Consider the following 23,648-nt stretch of genomic DNA (forward strand, 5'->3'; position numbering starts at 1 on the left):
GCAGTACGCGTCCTCCGTTGCCGGCCTGGCGATCACCACCGAGGCGATGGTGGCCGAGCTGCCGAAGAAGGAAGAGCACAACCATGCACCGGCCGGTGGCATGGGCGGCATGGGTGGCATGGACTTCTAATCGTCCATCGCTCCATGCGAGTGAAAGCAGAAAGCCCCGCGCAAGCGGGGCTTTCTTTTTGTGCGCGACGATGCGCGGGTCCTGTTCGTTGTGCATCGGCGATATATCGCAGACCCGCATGCCGAAAACGGGTAGCGATTGCTTCGTGCGCATCATGTTTTGCGCGTTCGATCACACTTGATGGCATAGCCGCTCATCGTAAATTTCACCATTCGTTTGCCAGCATCAATGGAAGAGGGGGAGCTGGATTCGATGATCGAGCTGGAAATACACATCCTGTCGGATCGCCGGGAAGGATTGCTCGTTGAATTGGGCCGTGTGGTGATCGCCAGCGGATTCACGTTGTTGCGCCAGAGGGTCTATCAGGACAGTCAGGGCGCGTGGCTGGTGATGGTGGTGCGCGGCGAGCCGGAGCGGCAACTTGGCTTGGAAGAAATGTTGGCGACGCACAATCGCGTGCTGAGCTTCGAGGCAACCTTGCTTGCGCCAGGCGTTGCCGCGCAAGCGGCGACATCGCCGGCGCCACGCGTTGCCGATGCAGCGGCGAGTAGTCCGGCGCCGTCATCGATTCGGCATATCGGGCCGGACGTAGGCAAGGTCGAGAGCATGCTGCCGCAGCTGGCGCGTGACTATCCCAAGATTTTTCCGTGGCTGCTGGCGCTGGAACATGAAGTGGCCGCCGATGCGCGCGAGGCTTCGCTGCTGCTGGCCGGCCGGCGCACCGGTGCCTGGGTTTACAAGCGCGACTACGCCATGGGCGGCAAGCTTGGCCTGGCCGATGCGATCAAGCGCATCGCCATGCCCGCGCTGCGCGCGCTGGTGTCGATCGATGTGCGCGAGCGTCACTTCCATATCCAGAACTGCCCGCTGTGTCCGCCTGGCGGTCAGTCGGGTTGCAGGTTTTTCAGCGGGTATCTCGAAGGCATGCTGGGCGAGTCGTCCGCGCCGCAGAGTGTTTTCGTGCGCCACCTGCATTGTCGCAGCAGCAGCCATGGGCAAGGCGATTGCGTACTTGAGGTTTCGCACTGAGGCGTGCGCGGAGGGCGCGCGTTTCGGATGCGGGCAAGTAAGGGTCATGAACGAAGAAATGCCGTGTGCATGCGTTCGTTCCTGATCACGCAGTCCGGCAATACAACAAGCAACACGCGGCGCGACGATGCAGGCAAGCCATGTGCAAGGACTGCTCGCTGCGCGCATCACTGACTGTCGACACGCAACCGGAGGGGGAAGTCATGCCTGCGCATCAGCACTACAACACGTTGCTGGTTCTGCTTTCGTACGTGGTATCCGTGCTTGGATCGTTTACCGCCCTGCAGCTGGCGGTAGCCATTCCCTTGGCGCGAACCATGCGACAGCGCTTGATGGCGGTGCTCGCTGCGGGCGCCGCGATGGGCGTGGGCGGTATCTGGGCCATGCACTTTATCGCCATGCTTGCTTGTGACATGGGCATGCCGGTGAGTTACGACGCGGTGTTGACGGCGCTGTCTGCCGTCATTGGGTTCGCTGCCTGTTCGCTGGGCCTGTTTATTGCCAGCAGCGGGGCCTTCAGTTGGGCCAAGCTCGCCGCGGCGGGCATCTGCATGGGTCTGGGCGTGACTGGCATGCATTATCTCGGCATGGCCGCGGTGATGATGGCCGCCTACGCCACTTACAACATGAATCTGGTTGCTGCGTCCTTGCTGATTGCCATCGTCGCCTCAGTGGTTGCACTGTGGCTGGCCTTCAACCTGCGCGGCCGCATCCAGATGATCGGCAGTGCGCTGGTGATGGGATTGGCCGTGTGCGGCATGCACTACACCGGCATGGCCGCTTTCAATATCGATGACGACGGCGGCCAACTGCCGGCCGGCTTCGCCAGCGGTATGCGCGGCGGCAATCTTGGAGCGAGCATTTTCATCGTCACCGTGGTGTTGCTGGCGGCTGCGTTGATCATTCACTACCGGCGCCAGCAGCGGCGCGCGGCGATCAGTATTTGAGTAAAGCATGGAAACGGGACGCGCATGTCCCGTTTCCATCGCTACAGCACAGCGAGATAAGGAGAAGGATCCATGCGCTTGCCGTCGCGATGCATTTCAAAATGCAGATGAGGGCCAGTGGATTGGCCGGTTGAGCCTACCCTGGCAATCTGCTTCCCCACTTTTACGCGATCGCCAGCTTTCACCAGCAGCTTCGAGTTGTGCGCGTACAAGGTGCGGTAACCGTTGTAATGATCGATCACGACGAATTCGCCATAACTGCAATCACGCTTGGCGGTGATGACGATACCTGCGGCGACGGCGAGCTTGGGCATGCCCATCGGTGCCGCGGCGTTCCTGCCGTGCGGATATGGCGTGCAGCGCCAGCCATGTGCCAAGTACACCGGCCAGCATCGCTTTCCAGCGCAGCTGGATGACATCGAAAGCGGCGGTGTAGCAAGCAACGGCGAACATGGTAATTCCGGCACCTGGAGATGGACGGTCCTTTCCCTCCAGGACCGCGCAGGTATGGGTGGAAGCGTGCGGGAACATCGCTCATCCCGCGTGGCGCCGAATGGCACGTCGCTTATTGAAGCAAGGCGTTGCGCGAGCAGATATTGGACTACAACGTAAGGGGTTGCGCGCGATCAGCGTCGATTCTCAAGGCGCGTTTAAAAGCCCGCTTTGCGAGAATCGACATCAGTGATGCATGCCGATCGCCACAGCGCCCGGCACGTTCTGCTCGTTGTCCTGTTTCGCCACCGCCGTGTTGGCGGGAAGCAGGCTGGCCGGTAGCAGCTTGTCCAGCTTGCCTTTCATGCGCAGCACAGAAACGCTGGCCATGTCCTTGTCGAACAGTTGTTGCTGCGCGTCGAGCGTGGGCGGCGTGGCCCCCGGGGCGTAGGTGAGCCTGGCGAGCGATGGTGCAAGCACTTGCGTCAATGCGAAATAAGCATCGTCATGAATACCGGCGCGTTCCAGCAACATGCCGGGCAACATCCACGATGCCATATCGATGCGCTGCGCCTGTTCCGGATTGCGCGGATCGATCAGCAGCCAGGTGCCGGCCTGCGACAGCATGCTTTGGCCGTCGACGAAACCGGTGGCGCGGAATGCATCGCTGAGACCCGGCAGATGATCGCCATAGAACAGCAGCAAAGTAGGACGGCTGCGCTTGGCGAGCATGTCGGCCAGGCGGCCCAGTTCGGCATCCGCATGCTGCATGTGATACAGGTAGGTCTGCACTTCCACCTTGTCCTTGGCGCCGACGACACCCGGCACGGGAATGGCGTCGCGCGCGGCGGCATCTTTCGGCGGCACGTCATACGGGCCATGCGCTTCCAGGCTGATGGCGAACAGGAACTGCGGCGGGCCGGCGTCCTTCAGCTGCGCCATGATCTCGTTCGTCGTCGCGCTGTCGGCCATGTATTTGCCGTCCATCGGCGCGTTGGCCGGGAAGCTCGATTGCGAGACGAAGCGATCGAACCCCAGCGTCTTGAACGCCGTGTTGCGATTCCAGAAGGTGGGATCATTGCCGTGAATGGCGATCGTTTCATAGCCGTGTGCACGCAACGTACGCACCATGCTCGGCACGACCTTGTCGTGCAGTTGCAAGTACGGGAACTGCATGTTGTTGAAGTAGCGCAGCGAGAGCCCGGTAAGCACTTCGAATTCGGTGCGGATGGTGCCGCCGCCGTAGGTGGGCACGTGCAGCGGACCGCTCATGCCCTCTGCCGCCAGACGGTCGAGATTGGGCGTGAGCTTCGCGTTCTCGTAACCGTGCACGATGCTTGGATCGAAGAACGACTCGCTCTGGATCACCACGATGTCGGGCAGCGCGGTGTCATGGCTCACCGGTGTGTGCATGCGCGCGCGCAGTGCGTCGCCAGTGGTTTGCAGCAGGCTGTTTACGGCACTGGGATCGGCCTTTTCTTTCGTGCGCCGATCCTGCAGGTGGAACATCACCAGCGAGCTGACCAGGCCGGAATGCGTGGTGGTAGCCGCGGCGGACCAGGGCTCCATCCACAGCTTGTGGCCGTTATACAGATTGCGCCAGCCCGGCATGCCCAGCAGCAGCGTCGCCAGCGTGGCGCCAAGCAAGGTACCGGCCACGACACGCCGACCACCCGTGCGTGGCGCAAACAGCGGCGGCTCATAGCGCCACATGGCGACGATGACGGCGCCCCCTCCCAGCAGGGCCAGATAGGGCCACGGGCTATGCGGCAGGTAGCTGCCCAGCACGTGCAGGCCGCCCTTGCGCAGCTGATCCACCATGCGGAAATCGGCCGGCAGCAGCGGCGTGCCAAGGTTGGCCACCTTCAAGGCATTTACCCCGTACATCACCCCCAGCGCCAGGTAGGCAAGGCCGAAGGAAAGCAGGGTGCGCCGGGTCAGGATCAGCAGCAGCAGGGCCAGCATGAGCCCCGGCATGGCATTGGCCAGCGGGAACGCCGGCTGGGCGACCAGCTGCGAGGCCGTTACCCCCTGGTTGCCATCCAGCAGGCCGGTCAGCAGGACGAAGGCCGCCATCATCGCCAGCACCAGAAGAGCGCGCACGGCGACGGACCGTTTGGATAGCAGCGTGGGGGAAACCAGGGGCATCTAAGTCCGCAACCTGTCATCTCGGGAGATGCGGACTGTAACGTGACTGACATGAATCGGTTGTCAGGCACCCGGCCGGTGTCAGTAGAGGTTCATGCCGATGGCGGGCAAGCTTCAGGAAGACGAAAGAAATCTCAAAAAGGCTCTTACGGCGCCATCACGGCTTTGTCCCGTTCGAACAAGGCCTTAGAGACGCAAGATCATGCCGCGTCGGCCAGTGCGCGGGGTGCGGCCACACGGCGCGCCGGTTCGCCAAGCAGCTCGCCGTACCAATGCGCGGCATTGGCTTGTGCGGCCACCTCACCCAGGATGAGCAAAGCCGGGGCGCTGATCGCATGGCGTGCCGCGAGGGTCGGCAACCCTCCCAACGTTCCGGCCAAAGTGCGCTGCTGCGGCAGCGAGCCGTTCTCGATCAAGGCAAACGGCGTGTCGGCGGCGCGGCCATGCGCGAGCAATTGCAGGGTCAGCTCGTCGAGCTGGCTGACGCCCATGTAGATCGCCAGCGTTTGACGTTCGCGCGCCAGATCCGACCAATCCAGCGTGTTGAAGGATTGCTGGCAGTGCGCAGTGACCAGTCGCACCGATTGCGCATGATCGCGATGCGTCAGCGGTATGCCGCTGTAGGCGGCGCAGGCGAGTGCGGCGGTGATGCCGGGTACGACTTCATACGCGATGCCGTGCTCGCGCAAGAAGGCCAGTTCTTCACCGCCACGGCCGAACACGAACGGATCGCCGCCTTTCAGTCGCACCACGCGCTTTCCTGCACGCGCATGTTCAAGCAGTAGTGCATGAATTGTCGCTTGCGGCGTATGCAACGCGCCGCCGCGTTTGCCTACCGCGATGCGTTGGGCATCGCGGCGAGCAAGATCGAGAATCGGCGCGCTGATCAGCGCGTCGTGCAGAATCACATCTGCTTCGCTGAGCGCACGCAATGCACGCAACGTAAGCAACCCAGGATCGCCCGGTCCTGCACCGACGAGTACCACGGTGCCGGAAATTTGCGCTTCCTTTCGACGCGCCAAGGCGGCGAGGAGCTGTTGTTCCGCTTGCACGGGATGCGCAGCACGCAGCGATGCATGCACGGGACCGTCATGCAGCCAGTCATAGAAGCGTTGGCGTGCAACAAGATCGTTGTAACGCGCACGAATGCGTGAGCGGTAACGTTGCGCGAGTTGCAGCAGCGAGCCCAAGGCAGGATCGAGCAAGCTTTCGATACGGTTGCGCAGGCGACGTGCCAGCAGAGGCGCAACACCACCGCTGGAGATCGCCACCAACAGTGGAGAGCGATCAATCACCGCGGGTATTTGAAAGCTGGAAAGCGATGCATCGTCGACCACATTCACCAGCCGCTGCCTGGCGTGGCCATCGACGGCGATGCGCGCGTTGAGAGGGCGTGAACGGGTGGCTGCAATCACCAGCCATGCGCCATCGATCCATTCGGGTTGGTAGGTCCCCGCGCGCCAGGCAATTCGTTCCAACTGCAACCATTCCCGCAATTCCGGCACCAACGTGGGTGCGCCCACGGTGACGCGTGCACCGGCTTTCAACAGCATGGCCGTTTTTCGAACCGCCACGTCGCCACCGCCCACCACCAGCACGTGGCGGTCTCGAAGATCGGCAAATAACGGGTAAAGCGGCATGGTGCGCATCCGGCATGCAGGATTGAAACGCCACGCTAACGCCGCCACTAAGCGTTAGGAAATGGCCGCTCGGCCGGAAGATATGCCTGGGCGGCATAGGTTTCGCAGCCGTCACGTAGAAAAGACTTATAGATGTATAGACGTCCAAATAACGCTGTGTTAAGGTCGATGGACGACTGGTAAAGAGACCGGCAAGGGTGTGGGGATTGTGATGAAACGCTGTTCAGGGTGGTTCACGAGTTGTATGTGCGTCGACATGCGTCGAGCTAACCCCTGCACACGATTCTTCCTGGAGCCGATCTCATGACCCTTACGCAACTTCGCTACATCGTCGCCATCGCCGACGCCGGTCTCAACATCACCCTCGCCGCTGATAACGTCCACGCCACCCAGTCAGGCATCAGCAAGCAGCTCAAGCAGCTGGAAGGCGAACTGGGTTTTCAGGTATTTACCCGCCGCGGCAAGAGCCTGGACGCGGTCACTCCCGCTGGCGGACAGGTGCTGGAGCGGGCGCGCAGCATCCTGCACGAGGCACGCAACATCCGTGCGCTGGCCGCCAACCTGCGCGAAGAAGCACAGGGCGAGCTGTCGGTCGCCACCACGCACACCCAGGCGCGTTTCGTCCTGCCCGAAGCCATTGCCCGTCTCAAGCAGCATTATCCGGACCTTGGCGTGCACATCCGCCCGCAGGGCGAAGGCCGCGTTATCGGCTTGTTCGAAAGCGGCGAAGTGGACCTGGTCATCGTCAGCACCAGCGGCCAGGCGCCGGAGGGTGGCATCGCGGTGCCGCTGTTCCGCTGGTATCGCCGCGCGGTGGTGCCGCAGGGCCATCCGCTGGCCAAGCTGGGCCGGCCGCTGCGCATCGAGGACCTGGCCGAATACCCGCTGGTCAGCTACGAATCCTCCCTGCAACCGGAATCCTCGCTGCGGCGCGCCTTTGCCGCCGCATCCCTGACCCCGCGCATCGCCTGCACCTCGGCCGACGCGGATTTGATCAAGACCTATGTGCTCGCCGGCCTGGGCGTGGGCATTCTCGCCGAAATGGCAATCACCCCGGCCGATTCCCGTGAGCTGGTCTCGCTCGACATCGACAAGCTGCTGCCGATCTGCACCAGTTGGATGGTGCTGCGCCGCGACCACGTGCTGCGCAGCTATGTGGCGCAATTTGCCCGGCTGGTGGCGCCGCAGATCGACGAGGCGGAATTGCGCCGCGTGGTGGCCGGGCACGCCGAGCCCAATTGGCCCGCTCCGCCGCTGTGGAGTGAATTGCAGCACCGCCATGTCCGGCGGCCGGTGACGCGCGCGGCCTAAGCGCGAAGAGTTTCTGTAGGAAATACATTCGCCTTCCGTGCGCGTGCCGGAAAAGCAGGCTGTGCGTCGTCCGAAAGCAGAGACGGACAGGTTTTTAAATCCAGACCGACGGCGCGGCCTTTGATCACCGTGACACCATGGAGCGTGCTTCGCTGCACGCATGGCCGCAGGTGCTTGTGTCCCAGCGGATCATTTCACGGTTTTCATCAGGAGAATTTCATGGCACGTAAAGTTTCGTCCGCAACCAAGCGCTTGGCGTCCGGCGCCCTGGCCTCGGCAATGCTGCTGGGCGCGGGCACGGCAATGGCGCAAAACCTCGATCTGGACAAGGCAGTGTCAACCGCCGGCAAGTGGGTGGCGCAGGCCGATGCCGGCAACGCCGACGCGATGTGGAAGGCCAGCAGCCAGACCATGCAGAAGAACGTCACGCAAGAGAACTGGACCAAGTACATCACCAGCCTGCGTGATGCCGTGGGTGCCGAAGCGGAACGCAACTGGGTCGGCGTCAGCAAGATCGATAACCCGAAAGACCTGCCGACCGGCCAATATCTCAACGTGATCTACGCCACCAAGTTCGCCAAGGCGATGACGGTGGAAACCGTGTCGCTGGCGAAAGGTTCCTCCGGTTGGCAACCGATCGGCTACATCGTGCGCGATGCGAACCCGAAAGCCCCGGCAGCCAGCAATGGCAATGCCGCTCAGCCTGCCCCCGCGGCTCAACCGCCGGCTGGCAAGTAAGCAGCGTAGGTTGGGGTGAGCGAATGCGAACCCCAACGTTCCCGGATATCCGCATGTCATGTTGGGGTTCGGCTGGCACCTCGCCCCAACCTACGTGTTTTCTCAGATCACACCAGTGCCTGCGCTTGCAGCCACTCGATCACCTTGTTGGCCGCCTCGGCCACTGACACCTGGCTGGTATCGATGCGCAACTCCGGCGTCGCCGGTGTCTCGTAAGGGTCGTCGATACCGGTAAAGCCCTTGATCTTTCCTGCGCGCGCGGCGGCATAGAGGCCCTTGCGATCGCGCGCTTCGCAGATTTCCAGCGGCGTGGAAACATGGATTTCCACGAAGCGCCCATGCGCTTCCACCAGCTGCCGTGCCTCCGCGCGTGCATTGGCATAAGGCGCGATGGGTGCGCAAATCACCACGCCGCCGTGACGCACCACTTCACTGGCTACAAAGCCAATGCGCGTGATGTTGGCGTCGCGATCCTCACGCGAGAAGCCCAGGCCCTTCGACAGATGCCGGCGTACTTCATCGCCATCCAGCACGGTTACCGGACGGCTGCTGGTTTCCAGCAGGCGCGACACCACCGCTTGCGCCAGGGTGGATTTGCCTGAGCCGGAAAGGCCGGTAAAGAACAGCGCCAATCCCTGGCGTGCATGGGCGGGATGACGCTCGCGCAGGATCTTCACCACGTCCGGGAAGGTGAACCACTCCGGGATCGCCTCGCCGTTGTGCAAACGGCGGCGCAACTCGGTCCCGGAAATGTCGCGCACTTCATCATCCGGACGTACTTCCGTCTGCGGCACATAGGTGTCGCGATTGGCTGCATATACCATCGCTGGAAACGGCACCACTTCGATGCCGAGTTCTTCCTGATGCTTGGCCAACAATTGTTGCGCGGCGTAAGGATCGTAGAACGGCTTGCCTTCCGAATCCTTGCCGGGGCCGGCGTGATCGCGGCCGACGATGAAGTGGCTGGCGCCGTAGTTCTTGCGGATGATCGCGTGCCACAGCGCTTCGCGCGGACCGCCCATGCGCATTGCCAGCGGCAGCAGTGCGAGCGTGGCCAGGCCCGGCGGGTAGTGTTCCAGCAAGGCGCGATAGCAGCGCACGCGCGTGTAGTGATCGACGTCGCCGGGTTTGGTGCGGCCCACCGACGGTTGGATCAGCAGCTTCGCTCCCACTTTTTCGGCGGCACGCAGCGTCAACTCGCGATGCGCGCGATGCATCGGGTTGCGCGTCTGGAATGCGACGATGCGATGCCAGCCGTGCTGATGGAACCAGTCGCGCAATTCGCGCGGGCTAAGGCGCAGCGATGCGAAATCGTAATGCGGCGGCGGCTGGATGCCTTGTACGCGTCCGCCCAGGTAGACCGAGCCGGTGCGATCCAGCAGTTCGGCCACGCCGGGGTGCGTACGATCGGTGGTGCCGAATACGCGGCGGGCTTCCTCAATGCGATCGGGGAAGTACACGTCTTCCACCGTCAGCACGGCGAGCGGCGTGCCTTGCGTGTCGTTGAGGCTGATCTGCGCGTTTTCGCTCAACTTCGCCGCAAAGGCTTCATCCACATCCAGCGTAATCGGGATCGGCCACAGCGTGCCGTCCGCCAGGCGCATCTCGTTCACGACGCCGTCGTAATTCGCGCGTCCAAGAAACCCTTGCAGCGGTGAAAAGCCGCCGTTGAGCAGCAACTCGAGATCGCAAAGCTGGCGCTGGTTGAGCGTCCATTGCGGCAGCGATGCGCTGCGTCGCTTCAGCGCCTCGGCTTCGGCGGCCGGAAGATACAGCTCGCGCAACACGCCGCCGTGCGGCGCAACCAACGCTTCGAGTTCAGCCGAGGCAAGTTCGGCGGCAAGGGCTTTCATGGTGTTTCCTCAGATTATCGGGGCGGTCTTTTTTTAGAAGCGAATGGAGAAGGGTGAGAAGTGAGGGTGGCGAATCAGGGGCCTTGGCAACGAATACTTGGCGAAGAAGGATTCCAACAGCCTGGGGTGCTGATGTTTGCTGCGGACTTCGCTCTCACTTCTCACTCATCTCCATTCGTGCTTCGCTTTCACACATCCAGGTGCAATCCGCATTCGCGCTTGATGCCGAAAAAGCGGGTGTCCTCTTCACGCATGCCGGGTTCCCAGCGGCGTGTGGTATGGGTATCGCCGATCGAGACATAACCCTTGTCCCACAACGGGTGATAGGGCAGGTCATGGCGGCGCAGATACAGGCCGACGTCGCGGTCGGTCCAGTCGACGATGGGATGCACCTTCCAGCGTCCATGCCGGTGATCCAGCACCGCCGCCGCCGCACGGCTCAATGACTGCTGCCGGCGCAAGCCCGCGAACCACGTGCCGGCGCCCAGATCGGTCAGCGCCTGCTGCATGGGTTCCACCTTCGCCAGCCGGTTGTAGTGATCAAGCCCTTCACGCCCCTGATTCCACAGTTCGCCATGGCGCGCCTGCAGCCAAGCGGGCGAAAGGCTAGGGCGGATCACGTGGAGATTGAGCGAAAGGCGTTCGGTCAGCTCGTCGATGAAACGGTAGGTTTCGGGAAACAGATAACCGGTATCGATCACGATGACCGGGATGTCCGGCACGCGCTGCGATAGCAGATGCAGCGACACCGCCGACTGGGCGCCGAAGCTCGAGGAGAGCACGTGTCGGCCTGGCAGATGCTCCAGCGCCCAATCCACACGCTCTTCCGCGCTGAGCGCAAGCAGCCTGGCGGCGAGCTTGTCGCGCACACGCGCGTCGACCGCGGCTTGCTCGGGTGAAGGCAGGGTCATGCGAAAACCTCCGCATCGATGGCGTGGCGCGCGGCGGGGAGCGCGCCGCTGCGCACGAGGAAGTCGCCGAAACGTTCGTGTTCGTTCCGCTCGGCGGCATAGCGGGCGAATAGCTTGTCCAGTTCGGCGAGGATCTCGCCTTCGTCGATGTTTTCGCGCACCACGCGATTGAGCCGGCGGCCGGCAAAATCCGCGCCGAGGCGCAAGTCGTAACGGCCGATGGCGCGGCCGATCAGGGCGATTTCACCCAGATACGGGCGCGAGCAGCCGTTCGGGCAGCCGGAAAGTCGCAACAGGATCGGTTCGTCGCGCAGTCCATGTTGCTCGAGCAGCGCTTCGAGCTTCGGCAGCAATTGCGGCAGATAGCGTTCGCTTTCGGCCATCGCCAAGCCGCACGTCGGCAGCGCGACGCAGGCCACCGCATGGCGGCGGATGCCGCTCAGCCGGCGATAGCCGTCCAGCTTGTATTCGGCCACCAACGCGTCGATACGTTCGCGCTGCGCCGCCGGCACATTGGCGATGATCAGGTTCTGGTTGCAGGTCAGCCGAAAATCGCCTTGATGCACCTCGGCGATCGCGCGCAAGCCGCTCAAATGCGGCGCATCCGGCGCATCGGCGAGGCGTCCTGATTCGATCTGCAAGGTGAGATGCCAGCGGCCGTCGTCGCCTTCGGTCCAACCGTAGCGGTCGCCGTTGTGATCGAAGTGATACGGGCGCGAGGGCTGCAAGGCGAAACCAAGGCGTTGTTCAAGCTTCGCCTTGAACGCGGATATGCCCATCCGATCGATGGTGTATTTCAGGCGTGCATGCTTGCGCTCGACGCGGTCGCCATGATCGCGTTGCACTTCGATCACGGCTTCGGCAGTGCGCAGCAATTGTTCCGGTTCGACAAAACCGATCATACTGCCCAGGCGCGGATAGGTGCTGGCATCGCCATGGCTCGCGCCCATGCCGCCGCCGACGGCGACGTTGAAACCCAGCAGCTCGCCGTGCTCGATGATGGCGATAAGGCCGAGGTCCTGCGCAAACACGTCCGCATCGTTGGTCGGCGGTACGGCAATGCCGATCTTGAACTTGCGCGGCAGATAGGTAGCGCCATACAGGGGCTCGCTTTCTTCTTCGCCGCCGGCCACCAGTTTTTCGTCCAGCCAGATCTCGTGATACGCGCGCGTCTTCGGCTTGAGATGATCCGACAGCCGCTCCGCCCAGCGGTAGGCGAGGCGATGCGCAGGCGTCTCCACCGGATTGGCGCTGGCGACCACATTGCGGTTCACGTCGCCGCAGGCGGCAATCGTGCTGACCAGCGCATGGTTCATCGCGGCGATCGAACGCTTCAGGTCGCGCTTGAGAATGCCGTGCAACTGGAACGTCTGCCGCGTGGTGATGCGCAGCGTTTGATTGGCCCAGGTGCGTGCGATGTGATCGAACGACAACCATTGCGCGGGGCTCAGTACACCTCCGGCCAGGCGTGCGCGCACCATGAACTGGTACGCAGGCTCCAGCTTTTGCTTGCGGCGCTCCTCGCGCAGGTCGCGATCGTCCTGCTGGTAGCTGCCGTGAAACTTCAGCAGCTTGTTGTCGTCTTCGCTGATGGCGCCGGTGACCGGATCGGCCAGGCTCTCCACCAAGGTGCCGCGCAGGAAGCGGCTGTTCGCCTTGATGCGTTCAAGTTCGGAAAGGGCTGCACCGCTCATCGCGTACCTCAATAAACATCGCGGGCGTAACGGCCCTGCTGGATCAACTGGCTCAACCAGGCTTCGGCGTCTTCGCTCGACCGCGCGCCATGCTCGGCGACGATCGCGACCAGAGCCTTGTGCACATCCTTGGCCATGCGATTGGCGTCGCCGCATACGTAAAGATGTGCGCCGCTCTCCAGCCATTCGTAGACACGGCGGCCTTGCTCGATCAACCGATGCTGCACATACAGCTTCTCCGCCTGATCGCGCGAGAACGCCAGATCGATGCGATGCAGCTGCCCATTCTTCAATGCTTGCTGCCACTCGACCTGATACAGGAAGTCCGAATGGAAATGCGGATTGCCGAACACCAGCCAATTGCGCCCGCTGGCACTGCGCTCGGCGCGTTCCTGCACGAAGGCGCGATAAGGGGCAACGCCGGTACCGGCACCGATCATGAGAATGTCGCGATCGTCGGCGGGCAAGTGGAAACGTTCGTTGGCTTCGATGAAGACCGGTACGTTGTCGCCTTCCGCATGCCGGGCGAGATAGCGGCTGGCCGCGCCCCAGCGTGATTCGCCGTCCAGCGCATAATCGACGTGGCTGACGGTGAGATGCACTTCATCGCCAACCACGGATTGCGCGGAGGCGATGGAATACAGGCGCGGCGCCAGCGGACGGAGTGCCGCGACGAGTGTTTCGGCCGTCCATTCGGCCGGATGGCGGCGCAACAGATCCAGCACCTGCCAGCGTGAGAACACATCGGCCAGGGAATCGCGCGCGGCCGGCGCCAGCAGTGCACGCAGCTGCGCATCACCGCTGCGCTCGGCGTGGGCGGCGAAGAACGGGCGCGTCAGCTGGGTCAGTTCGCGGTGGGTGGCGAGCCAGGTGCGCAAGGCATGCTCGTCGTTGCCGACGCGAACAGCGGTGTCGCCGTCCAGCTTCAGGGTATTCAAAATCGCGTCGACCAGAATCGGCGATTGCGTCGGCCAGATGCTCAGCGCATCACCCGGCGCATAGTGCAGCCCGGAGCCATCCAGCGAAAATTCCAGATGGCGCACATCGCGATCGCTATCGCGGCCGGTAATGCGCTGATTGAGCAGCAGCGGCGCCTGGAACGGCTGTTCGCGATGCCAAACCGGGCCGGTACGTGCCGTGCGCAGGGTGGTGACCTTGGCCAGCGGCGCGGACGTCTTCAGCTGCTCGCGCGCCTGTTGCAGCGCCTGCTCCAGCCAGGGTTGCGCGACGGTCTCCAGGTCCACATCCGCCTCGCCGGCGGTGAGCAGGCGTTGCGCACCCAGCGCAGCCAGGCGTTCGTCGAGCTGGCGGCCGATGGCGCAGAAGCTGGGGTAGCTGGAATCGCCCAGGCCGAGCACGGCATAGCGCAGTGCTTCCAGCTTGGGCGCGCGGGCGCTCGCCAGGAATTCGACCAGGGCGCGCGAATCATCCGGCGGCTCGGCGTCGCCTTGCGTGCTGATCACCACGTAGAGCAGGCGTTCCTGCTTCAATTCACGTGTCGCATACGCGTCCGCACGCACCACTCGCACTGCAAGGCCGGCCGCGGAGGCGCGGCGGCCCAGGTCTTCGGCCAGTCGCTTGGCGTTGCCGGTCTGGCTGCCGTAGAGCACGGTAAGGCGGGTCTGCGCTTCCGGCGCCGCGGCCGGTTCGGCGGGGGCGTGTTTGCCGACCGGCAGGCGCTGCCCGGCGACACCGGCGAGATAACCGGACAGCCACAGCAACGCCGGTGCTTCCAGCCCGTCGATCAGGCGCGCAACCAGGGGCTGCTTTTCTTCGGGCAATGGCGATAGGGTGGCGGCGGTCATCACATGCTTTCCTTGGACGTATAGACGTCCATCTGGTTCAAGGATGTTAGGACTCCGTTTTTTAGCGAAGAAATGATGGGCCGGCATATCCGCATGCCATTCCCTCCTTTCCATCGCGGGAAAGGCGCCGGGCAGCATGGAACCCAGGGACGCCGCCCCACCCACTCAGGCGTTTCCTCCAGGGATTTCCTTCACTCATCCGTCACAAGCGCCGCTATGGGCGCCGGAGCCATCGACCATGCCACGACGATCCAAGCCTGGCTTTGCCGTGCTCACGCTGGCCGCATCGGTTTTTTCCTTTGCCACGCTGGCGCCTTCCACAGCCAAGGCGGGCGACGATGACTGGCTCTATCACTGGCCCACGCACTACACCACGAGTGATGGCACGGACATCGGGCTGGTGCTGCGCTATCAGTACGACGTCAACAACTTTTCGAACGACGACAACAAATTCAAGGACGCCGATACGAATCGCCGCAAATACCTGGGTTTCTACGTGAAGAAGCCGGGTGTCTATGACGCGACGGTGTATTACGACTTCCAGTCAAAGCAGTGGCAGGACGTATTCGCGCGCCTGCAGTCGAAGGCGGTGTTCGGCGAGGACTACGGCGCTTTGCGTTTCGGCCAGAGCAAGACACCGGTGAGCTTCGAAGGCGTGACCACCTCGACGCAGACCACCTTCATCGAGCTGGCGCTGCCCTCGCAGGCGGTTTACGAGAATCGCCGCATTGGTGTCGACTGGGCCATCCAGCGTAAGCATTGGCTGGCCAGCCTGGGTTATTACGGTGAAAACCTGGCGGGCAAGAATCACGGCCATACGCTGGCAGCGCGTGCGGTCTGGGTGCCGATTCACGAAGCCACCGACGTGCTTCACCTGGGCGTTGCCGCCTCGCAGGAGCGGCCTTACGGCCTGGTCAACGCACTGGGCGTGCAGCAGCCGGCTACGGCCAGCTTCAAGGCGCCCCCGGAAGCAGGCCTCACCACCGTCACCCTGGTCAGCTCCGGCACACTTACCCACGTCGACCACATCAATCGCCTTGGGTTGGAAGAACTCTGGATCCATGGCCCCTGGTCGGTACAGGGCGAGTACCTGCGCGCGCAGACCACCTTCGACGTGCCCAAGCCGAATTACGACCTCGACGGCTATTACGTCTTCGGCAGCTGGGTGCTCACGGGCGAATCACGCCAATATCACGATGGCAACGTCAGCAACGTGATTCCTTCGCATCCGTGGGGCGCGGTGGAACTCGCCGTGCGCTACAGCGAACTCAACCTCAACGATGGGCGCGTGCTGGGCGGCAAGGAGCACGACTGGACGGCCGGCGCCAACTGGTACGTCGGTTCGCACCTTCGCCTGCAGGCCAATGTCATCCGCGCCTTCAGCAACCGCAAGGGCCTGGTGATCGATCCGCACATTTTCGAACTGCGGGCCGAAGTGTTTATCTGATGTGACGCCGCTCCGTCACGGAGAGAGTTTTAAGCCATATGGATAGGACGATCCGTGCTTTCGGACGTCCAGCCTTCCAAATCTATAGTTCAAAGTGGGCGAGCTTGCCCTAAGGAGACGACACGCATGAAACGCCGATGGATCATCCTGGCAGCGCTGCTTTCGCTAAGTGCGGCGCTTGCGCATGCACAGGATGCGAAGCTGCTCAATGTCTCCTTCGATCCGACCCGCGAGTACTTCCAGGACGTGGACGCGGCGTTCAAGGCGCAATGGGCCAAGCAGGCGGGACAGAACGTCGCCGTCACCACTTCGAATGGCGGTTCCGGCAAGCAGGCGCGTGCCGTGCTCGATGGCCTGCAGGCGGACGTCGTCACGCTAGCTCTGGCCTACGACATCGACGTGCTGGCGGACAAAGGCCTGCTGGCGAAGAACTGGCAAACGCGGCTGCCGGACAACAGCTCGCCGTACACGTCCACGGTCGTGTTCCTGGTTCGCAAGGGCAACCCCAAGAACATCCATGACTGGTCGGACCTCATTCGTTCCGGTGTGCAGGTGATCACGCCCAATCCGAAAACCTCCGGTGGCGCGCGTTGGAATTTCCTTGCCGCGTGGGGTTGGGCCGAGCGCCAGCCGGGCGGCAGTGCGGACAAGGCGCGCGCCTATGTCACCGCGCTCTACAAGAATGTGCCGGTGCTGGATACCGGTTCGCGTGGCGCGACCAATACTTTCGTCCGGCGCGGCATCGGCGATGTGCTGATTGCATGGGAAAGCGAAGCGCTGATGGCGCAGGCCGAATTCGGCAAGGACAACTATCAGATCGTGGTGCCGTCCGCCTCGATCGTTGCCGAGCCGCCGGTGGCCGTCGTCGATACGGTTGCCGCCAAGCACGGAACGCAGAAAGTTGCACAGGCGTACCTGCAATTTTTGTACAGCCCGGAAGGGCAGGAGCTTGCGGCCAGGCATTTCTTCCGGCCACGACTTGCTTCCGCTGCAACGAAATACGCGGCGCAGTTCCCGGCGGTGAAAACCTTCACCATCGGCGAGCAGTTCGGTGATTGGCGCAAGGTGCAGGCCACCTATTTCGCCGATGGTGGCGTGTTCGATGCGATCACCGAAGGAGCGCAATGACGGCCATGGCGCGGCACGTACTCCCAGGCTTTCGACTCAGCACCGGCTACACCTTGCTGGTGCTGGGCAGTTGCGTGCTGCTGCCGCTCGCGGCATTGCTGTGGACGGCGTGCGAACTCGGGCCATCGGGCTGGTGGGCGCAGATCGGCACGCGGCGCGTGCTGGCAGCGTTGAGATTGAGTTTTGGCGCGGCGCTGCTTGCCGCGACGATCGATGCCGTACTCGGCTTGCTGGTGGCGTGGGTGCTGGTGCGCTACCGCTTTGCATTCCGGCGGCTGTGCGATGCGTTGGTCGATCTGCCGTTTGCGTTGCCGACCGCGGTGGCTGGCATTGCGCTCACCGCGCTGTATGCGCCGAACGGTTGGTTGGGAAGCCGTTTGGCGCCGCTCGGCATTGAAGTTGCCTATACGCGTCTGGGTGTGTTGCTGGCGATGGTGTTTGTCGGCTTGCCCTTTGTGGTACGCACGTTGCAGCCGGTGCTGGAAAGCATGGAAAGCGATCTGGAGGAGGCGGCTTATACGTTGGGCGCCTCGTCGAGCCAGCGCTTCTTTCGGGTATTGCTGCCGCTGCTGCTGCCGACCCTGCTGACCGGTTATGCGCTGGCGCTGGCGCGTGCGATCGGGGAATACGGTTCGGTGATCTTCATTGCCGGCAATCGTCTGTTCCGCACGGAAATCGCGCCGTATCTGATCGTGCAGAAGATCGATTCGCAGTACGACTACCGCGGCGCCGCGGCGCTGGGTGCCGTGATGCTGGCAGCGTCGCTGCTGTTGCTGGTGGTGATGGCGGGCTTGCAGCGCTGGACGCGGCGCTGGGCGGTGGTGCGCTGATGGCCGCGATCGCTTCGGTGGTATCGATCGGGCGGCCAACGGTGCCGGCGCGCATCGCACGCGCCGTATGGGTTCTGGCCGCGCTCGCCGTGCTGGGCTGGTTGCTGGTGTTGCCGTTGCTGGCGATTTTCGCCGAAGCCTTTCACCAGGGCTATGCGTTTTATCTCGATGCGATCAAACAGCCGGACACGATCGCCGCCGTGCGCTTGACCTTGACGGTCGCCGCTATCGCCGTGCCGTTGAATCTCGTGTTCGGCCTGGCCGCGGCGTGGTCGATGACGCATTTCGAGTTTCGCGGCAAGGCGTTGCTGGGTGCATTGATCGACCTGCCGTTTTCGGTGTCGCCGGTGGTCGCCGGGATGATGTTGATCCTGGTGTACGGCAAGGATGCGTGGCTGGGTTCCTGGCTGGAGGCGCACGGCGTGCAGGTGATCTTCGCCTTGCCGGGCCTGGTGCTGGCGACGGTGTTGGTCACCTTGCCATTCGTGGCGCGTGAGTTGATTCCGCTGATGCAGGCGCAGGGTTCGGAACAGGAAGAAGCTGCACTCACACTGGGTGCCAGTGGATGGCAGATTTTTTTTCGCGTCACCTTGCCGCGCGTGCGCTGGGCGCTGCTGTACGGCGTGCTGCTGTGCAACGCGCGCGCGATGGGTGAATTCGGCGCGGTGTACGTGGTGTCGGGTCATCTGCGTGGCATCACCAATACGTTGCCGCTGCAAGTCGATCAGCTTTACCAAGAAAATTTTTCCGCTGCCTTTGCAGCGGCTTCACTACTGGCATTGCTTACTGTGGTCACGCTGGGCATCAAGCGCGTGGTCGAGTGGCGGCATGGCGATGCATTGAACATTCACCATTGAGGATCCATCGCAGCATGGGTATCGAGATTTCCCGCTTGCGTCGCCAGTACGGTGCCTTCGTGGCACTGGACGACGTCAGCCTGACCATTGGCGACGGCGAATTCGTCGCCGTGCTCGGCCCTTCGGGCTCGGGAAAAACCAGCCTGCTGCGCATCCTGGCCGGACTGGATCAGCCTGACGCCGGCAGCGTGGTGCGGGATGGGCATGACTTGCTGGCACTGGATGCGCGGCGGCGTGGGGTCGGCTTGGTGTTCCAGCACTATGCGCTGTTTCCGCACATGACCGTGGCGCAGAACGTGGCGTTTGGCTTGCGCGTGCGTCCTTGGCATGTGCGCCCCAAGGCGGCGGTGATCAAGGCCAGTGTCGAGCATCTGCTTCGGCAGGTAGAACTGGAGGGTTTTGCTGATCGCTATCCGTCACAGCTATCGGGTGGCCAGCGCCAGCGCGTGGCGTTGGCACGTGCGCTGGCGATCGAACCGCGTTTGTTGTTGTTGGATGAACCATTCGGCGCGCTCGATGCGCAGGTGCGCGTGAATCTACGCAGCTGGCTGCGCGAGTTTCATCGCTCGCTCGGCATCACCACGTTGTTCGTCACGCACGATCAGGACGAGGCATTGGAAATGGCCGATCGCGTGGTGGTGATGAATCGCGGGCGCATTGAACAGATCGGCACGCCGGAACAAATCTATCGGCAGCCGGCGACGCCGTTCGCGTCCCGCTTTATTGCGCGCGGCCAATCGGTGCCTGCGCACGTGCGTGGCCAGCATCTGCATCTGTTCGGCCATGCATGGCGCATCGAAAATTTTGCCGCGGACGATGCGCACGAGATCGCCGTGCACGTGCGACCGGAGGACATTGCGCTGGCACCGATGGCGGGTGATGGCCTGAAGGCGCAATTGATCAATCTTCGCCACGTGGGCGGCACCGTACGTGCCAGCCTGCGGGTGGAGAACCGGGACGAACCGCTTGAGGCCGAATGGAACGAGCGCGATTGGGCCAGGCACGGCCCGGCAGTCGATGGCGTGGTCAACATCCATCTGCAGGCACTGACTGTATTTGCCACCGATCGGGAAGGCCGCGTGCAGGCGCGATCCACGGTGCATCCACCGCATGCGAGCTTTCCCGTTGCGGTAGGGCCGTGGCGTCGGGTGGAAGCGTAGGTCGGGAGGAAATCCCGGTACCGACATGCACGATGAAGCTGGGATTTCATCCCAGCCTGCTTTGCTTGCGTGCGAGATGGCGTAGAGCGTGACGCAATGCCTGCCACGTTTTCAGCCCGGCGATGCCATCGGCGAGCAGCCCGTAATCGCGCTGAAACGCTATGATGGCGTGGTGTGTTCGACGGCCGAAATCGCCATCGGCATGCACCGGGCCATCCATGTCGCAATAGCCAATATGGCGCAATTGCTGCTGAAGTTCTTGCACCGCGTTGCCCTCGTCGCCGTATTTGAGTGTCGTGGATGCTTCGGCGGCATATTCATGCTGCTGGGTTTCTTTCACGTGCAAACCTTCACTGCTACGGAATGACGTAAAGGTTGCGATCCGTGCAGGAGTCGGCGCTGTCGGGTGATGGCGGAGGACAGTGCGTGTACTCGCCGTGCTGCAACGGTTCTGTTGAACAAGCCTTAGGGCCCATAATGGCCGTATGGCTGTCATCCCTTCATCCACCGAATCACCCGCACTGCGGGCTCTTATCGACGATCGCTACGCGCAATTGGTGGCGCGTTGCCGCGCGGCGGGTGTACCCCTGCACGATGATGCGGGTGTCGCCGAGCGCATCCGTCGCACCTTGCTGGCGAGCGATTTCGCTTTCGAAACCTGGCGCAATCAGCCGCAACTGTTGGCGCCGCAAGGTTTGGAAAGGCTGCGCGCCAGTGCCGATGCCTCCGCGCGCATCGAGGCACTGAAGCTCGATCCCGATGAAGCGGCGTGCATGTCATCACTGCGCCGCTTCCGGCACGCCGAAGCACTGCGCCTGGTGTTCCGCGACGTCAACGGTCTGGACGATCTGCCGGAAACCTTGTCGGCCACCAGCGTGTTGTACGAAGCCTTGCTTGGTGCCGCGCTCGATTGGTCCGAGCGCGCACTTGCCGCACGTTACGGTCATGCCCGTGGCGAAGACGGCAGCTTGCAGCGGCTGGTGGTGGTCGGCTTCGGCAAGCTCGGTGGCGGCGAGCTGAATTTCTCTTCCGACATCGACCTGGTGTTGGCGTATCCGCAGGGCGGCGAAAGCGACGGCGCGCGTGTGCTGGATAACAGCGAATATTTCGTGCGCCTGGGACGTCACTTGGTGCGTCTGCTGCACGAGCCGACCATCGACGGCATTTGCGCGCGCGTGGACTTGCGCTTGCGCCCGTTTGGCAACGCCGGCCGGCTTGCCTTGCCATTCAGCGCGATGGAGCAGTACTACCAGCGCGAAGGCCGCGATTGGGAACGCTACGCCTGGATCAAGGCGCGCGCGGTGGCCGGCGATCGCAGCGCGGGCAAGCAATTGCAGGAAATGCTGCGGCCGTTCGTGTATCGCAAATATCTGGATTACACCGCGTTTGCCGGCCTGCGCGAGATGAAGGCGCTGATTGATGCCGAAGTCGCGCGCAAGGATCTGGCTGACAATCTCAAGCTGGGACCGGGCGGCATTCGCGAGATCGAGTTCATCGTGCAACTGGTGCAGCTGATTCGCGGTGGCCGCGAGCCCAGTTTGCGCGTGCGTGGCTTGCTGCCCGCGCTGACGGCTTGCGAAGCGCGCGGGCATATTCCGACCGTGCGTGCCAAGGCGCTGCGGCAGGCGTACGTGTTTTTGCGCCGGCTGGAAAACCGCGTACAGATGATGCGCGACGCACAGACACACGATTTGCCCGACGATGACCTGACGCGCGAGCGCCTTGCGCTGGCCTTGGACTATCCGGCGTGGGCACCGTTGGCGGAGGAATTGGCGAAGCACCGTGACATCGTCGCCACCGAATTCGAAGCGGTGTTGATGCCGGAAGGCGGCGCGAAGGCCAGCGTACCGGCGGCGGATGCGATTCTGTGGCAACGCGCTTGCGATGAATCATTGGACGCCAGCGTGATGGAAGCTGCCGGCTTCGTGCCGGGCAGCGAGGCGGCGGAGGCGTTGCTGAAATTGCTGCAAGCCTCGCAATTGCGTGCGATGTCGGCGCGTGCACGCGAGCAGCTGGATCACTTGATGCCGCAATTGCTGGCTGCGGCGCGCGAGACGGCGGCTCCGGTAGCGTGCTTGCTGCGCTTGTGCCGCCTGGTGCAAACGGTGGCGCGCCGGCCTTCCTATCTCGCCCTGCTGGAAGAGCAACCTTCCGCGCGCAAGCGCCTGGCACAGCTGTTTGCCGATAGCGCGTTCCTCGCCGAACGAGTGATTGCACAGCCGTTGCTGCTGGACGACGTGCTCGACCCACGCATCGATCAACTGCCGCTCAAGCGCGCCGATATCAGCGCGGAAATCGCCCACGTGCTGACGACACTCGACGAGCGCGAAGCGGAAGCCGAGCTGGAGCGCATCAACGAATTCAAGTCGAGCATCGCCTTTCGTTTGGGACTGGCATTCAACGATGGGCGCGCCGATGCGGTCGCGACAGCGCGCCGGCTTGCCGCGTTGGCGGAAGCGGTGGTCAATGCCGTGGCGGCGCTGGCCGAGCGCGAAGTGATGGCTGCCCATGGGCGCTTGCCGGGCGAGGGCTCGGGTTTTTCGATTCTTGGCTATGGCAGCCTGGGCGGCGAGGAACTGGGTTTTGCATCCGATCTCGATCTGGTCTTCGTGTTCGACGGTCAGCGCGCGCACGCAATGAGCGACGGCCCGCGTCCGCTGGAAGGTTCGCGCTGGTATCAGCGCCTTACCCAGCGCGTGATGAACTGGCTGACGGTGCTGACGCGTGCGGGACGCTTGTACGAAGTGGACACGCGCTTGCGGCCGGATGGTTCCAAGGGCTTGCTGGTCGGCAGCCTGGAGGCGTTCGTGGCTTATCAGGAAAGCCGTGCATGGACGTGGGAGCACCAGGCGCTGCTGCGCGCGCGTCCGGTGGCAGGCGATGCGGCCTTGAACGGCGAGCTGGTCGGCGTGCGCCGTCGCACTCTGGCTGTGCCGCGCGATCGCGCGGCGGTGTTGGCGGAAGTCAGCAGCATGCGCCAGCGCTGGCGTGCGGAGCGCGATCGTTCCGATGCCGGGCAGATCGACTTGAAACAGGGTCACGGTGGCCTTCTCGATATCGAATTTGCCTTGCAGGGGCTGGTGCTCGCGCATGCATCGACATCCCCGTACTTGCTGTCGGCGACCGGCAACGCCGGCTTGATTGAAGTCTGCCGCGATGCCGGCTTGCTGGATATCGCGCAGGCAAACTGCTTGAGCCGTGCACATGCCGAACTGCTGCGGCGTGCGTTGTTCTGTACGTTGGATTTGCGTTCGCGTATCGCGCCGCGGGATGCCGAACTGGAAGAGATGTGCAGCGAAGTGAGCGTGGTAACGCGTGCGCTCGGGTTTGAGTTCTAGGGATGCTCTGATCTATTCCATGCACCCGGCATGACGTCCAGAAGGCCCGCAGGGTGTGTTGCGTGGTGCAGGGCAGACTGGCCGTCTGTTCAAGCCGCGCGGCGCAGCCTGCGGGCCTTCTGGACGTCACCCCATCTTTAATTTTCTACCTGTTGGGGCCGCACGGTATGCGGGTACATGGAATAGATCAGAGCATCCCTAGCAAGCGCACGAAATCGCAGGCTGGGATGGCAATCCCAGCTTTCGTTCG

At 63.0% G+C, this 23,648-nt stretch carries 19 protein-coding genes; 10 read left to right on the forward strand and 9 right to left on the reverse strand.

From position 1 onward, the window contains the following. The first annotated feature begins 382 nt into the window (after positions 1–382). A complete protein-coding gene (locus VJR68_RS12105) occupies positions 383–1,159 on the forward strand; it encodes a hypothetical protein (protein ID WP_324147930.1) in 777 nt (258 codons plus the stop codon). Positions 1,160–1,362: 203 nt separating this feature from the next. Beyond that, positions 1,363–2,106 (forward strand): MHYT domain-containing protein, encoded by a 744-nt coding sequence (locus VJR68_RS12110; protein ID WP_324147931.1) that lies wholly within the window; start codon positions 1,363–1,365, stop codon positions 2,104–2,106. Between the two features lie 41 nt (positions 2,107–2,147). Here VJR68_RS12110 and VJR68_RS12115 read toward each other — a convergent pair whose 3' ends face one another. From VJR68_RS12115 to cysG, 4 genes are all read right to left on the reverse strand, one after another. Continuing rightward, positions 2,148–2,420, reverse strand: a complete 273-nt coding sequence (locus VJR68_RS12115) for a M23 family metallopeptidase (RefSeq protein ID WP_324147932.1) — start codon at positions 2,418–2,420, stop codon at positions 2,148–2,150. Beyond that, positions 2,371–2,559: a hypothetical protein gene (locus VJR68_RS12120; protein WP_324147933.1), complete on the reverse strand. Its 189-nt coding sequence runs from the start codon at positions 2,557–2,559 to the stop codon at positions 2,371–2,373. Before VJR68_RS12120 ends, VJR68_RS12115 begins: the two co-directional genes overlap by 50 nt. 225 nt (positions 2,560–2,784) lie before the next feature. Next, positions 2,785–4,641 (reverse strand): LTA synthase family protein, encoded by a 1,857-nt coding sequence (locus VJR68_RS12125; RefSeq protein ID WP_324147934.1) that lies wholly within the window; start codon positions 4,639–4,641, stop codon positions 2,785–2,787. A 245-nt stretch (positions 4,642–4,886) separates the two neighbouring features. Continuing rightward, on the reverse strand, positions 4,887–6,326 hold the full coding sequence (gene cysG / locus VJR68_RS12130; protein WP_324147935.1) for a siroheme synthase CysG: 1,440 nt from the start codon (positions 6,324–6,326) through the stop codon (positions 4,887–4,889). A gap of 303 nt (positions 6,327–6,629) precedes the next feature. On the opposite strand from cysG, the gene VJR68_RS12135 reads away from it, so the two are divergent. Both VJR68_RS12135 and VJR68_RS12140 read left to right on the forward strand, forming a co-directional pair. Beyond that, positions 6,630–7,637 (forward strand): LysR substrate-binding domain-containing protein, encoded by a 1,008-nt coding sequence (locus VJR68_RS12135; protein ID WP_324147936.1) that lies wholly within the window; start codon positions 6,630–6,632, stop codon positions 7,635–7,637. A 219-nt stretch (positions 7,638–7,856) separates the two neighbouring features. After that, the gene (locus VJR68_RS12140; RefSeq protein ID WP_324147937.1) at positions 7,857–8,375 is read left to right on the forward strand and encodes a DUF4019 domain-containing protein; all 519 of its coding nucleotides are present in this window, start codon (positions 7,857–7,859) and stop codon (positions 8,373–8,375) included. Between the two features lie 107 nt (positions 8,376–8,482). On the opposite strand, the gene VJR68_RS12145 is transcribed toward VJR68_RS12140, so the two are convergent. The 4 genes from VJR68_RS12145 to VJR68_RS12160 form a co-directional block, all read right to left on the reverse strand. Next, positions 8,483–10,228: a bifunctional sulfate adenylyltransferase/adenylylsulfate kinase gene (locus VJR68_RS12145; protein ID WP_324147938.1), complete on the reverse strand. Its 1,746-nt coding sequence runs from the start codon at positions 10,226–10,228 to the stop codon at positions 8,483–8,485. Positions 10,229–10,416: 188 nt separating this feature from the next. Further along, the gene (locus VJR68_RS12150) at positions 10,417–11,139 is read right to left on the reverse strand and encodes a phosphoadenylyl-sulfate reductase (RefSeq protein WP_324147939.1); all 723 of its coding nucleotides are present in this window, start codon (positions 11,137–11,139) and stop codon (positions 10,417–10,419) included. Then, positions 11,136–12,833, reverse strand: a complete 1,698-nt coding sequence (cysI, locus tag VJR68_RS12155) for an assimilatory sulfite reductase (NADPH) hemoprotein subunit (protein ID WP_324147940.1) — start codon at positions 12,831–12,833, stop codon at positions 11,136–11,138. The genes VJR68_RS12150 and cysI overlap by 4 nt, the downstream gene beginning before the upstream one ends. An 8-nt stretch (positions 12,834–12,841) precedes the next feature. Continuing rightward, a complete protein-coding gene (locus tag VJR68_RS12160) occupies positions 12,842–14,638 on the reverse strand; it encodes an assimilatory sulfite reductase (NADPH) flavoprotein subunit (protein ID WP_324147941.1) in 1,797 nt (598 codons plus the stop codon). Positions 14,639–14,876: 238 nt separating this feature from the next. Between VJR68_RS12160 and VJR68_RS12165 the strand changes: the two genes are divergently transcribed. From VJR68_RS12165 to VJR68_RS12185, 5 genes are all read left to right on the forward strand, one after another. Continuing rightward, a complete protein-coding gene (locus tag VJR68_RS12165; protein ID WP_324147942.1) occupies positions 14,877–16,085 on the forward strand; it encodes an OprO/OprP family phosphate-selective porin in 1,209 nt (402 codons plus the stop codon). Between the two features lie 126 nt (positions 16,086–16,211). Further along, a complete protein-coding gene (locus VJR68_RS12170) occupies positions 16,212–17,213 on the forward strand; it encodes a sulfate ABC transporter substrate-binding protein (protein WP_324147943.1) in 1,002 nt (333 codons plus the stop codon). Between the two features lie 5 nt (positions 17,214–17,218). Further along, the gene (gene cysT, locus VJR68_RS12175) at positions 17,219–18,043 is read left to right on the forward strand and encodes a sulfate ABC transporter permease subunit CysT (RefSeq protein ID WP_414647773.1); all 825 of its coding nucleotides are present in this window, start codon (positions 17,219–17,221) and stop codon (positions 18,041–18,043) included. Next, positions 18,040–18,900 (forward strand): sulfate ABC transporter permease subunit CysW, encoded by an 861-nt coding sequence (gene cysW, locus VJR68_RS12180; RefSeq protein ID WP_414647775.1) that lies wholly within the window; start codon positions 18,040–18,042, stop codon positions 18,898–18,900. Before cysT ends, cysW begins: the two co-directional genes overlap by 4 nt. Before the next feature lie 14 nt (positions 18,901–18,914). Beyond that, a complete protein-coding gene (locus VJR68_RS12185) occupies positions 18,915–20,060 on the forward strand; it encodes a sulfate/molybdate ABC transporter ATP-binding protein (protein ID WP_324147946.1) in 1,146 nt (381 codons plus the stop codon). A gap of 46 nt (positions 20,061–20,106) precedes the next feature. Here the strand turns inward: VJR68_RS12185 and VJR68_RS22060 are convergent, their stop codons facing one another. Continuing rightward, the gene (locus tag VJR68_RS22060; protein ID WP_414647776.1) at positions 20,107–20,556 is read right to left on the reverse strand and encodes a peptidoglycan-binding domain-containing protein; all 450 of its coding nucleotides are present in this window, start codon (positions 20,554–20,556) and stop codon (positions 20,107–20,109) included. Between VJR68_RS22060 and glnE the strand changes: the two genes are divergently transcribed. Next, positions 20,546–23,398, forward strand: a complete 2,853-nt coding sequence (gene glnE / locus VJR68_RS12195) for a bifunctional [glutamate--ammonia ligase]-adenylyl-L-tyrosine phosphorylase/[glutamate--ammonia-ligase] adenylyltransferase (RefSeq protein WP_324147948.1) — start codon at positions 20,546–20,548, stop codon at positions 23,396–23,398. The genes VJR68_RS22060 and glnE overlap by 11 nt on opposite strands. Positions 23,399–23,648 lie beyond the last annotated feature (250 nt).

This window comes from Dyella sp., from assembly GCF_035277725.1.
Lineage (GTDB): Bacteria > Pseudomonadota > Gammaproteobacteria > Xanthomonadales > Rhodanobacteraceae > Dyella_B.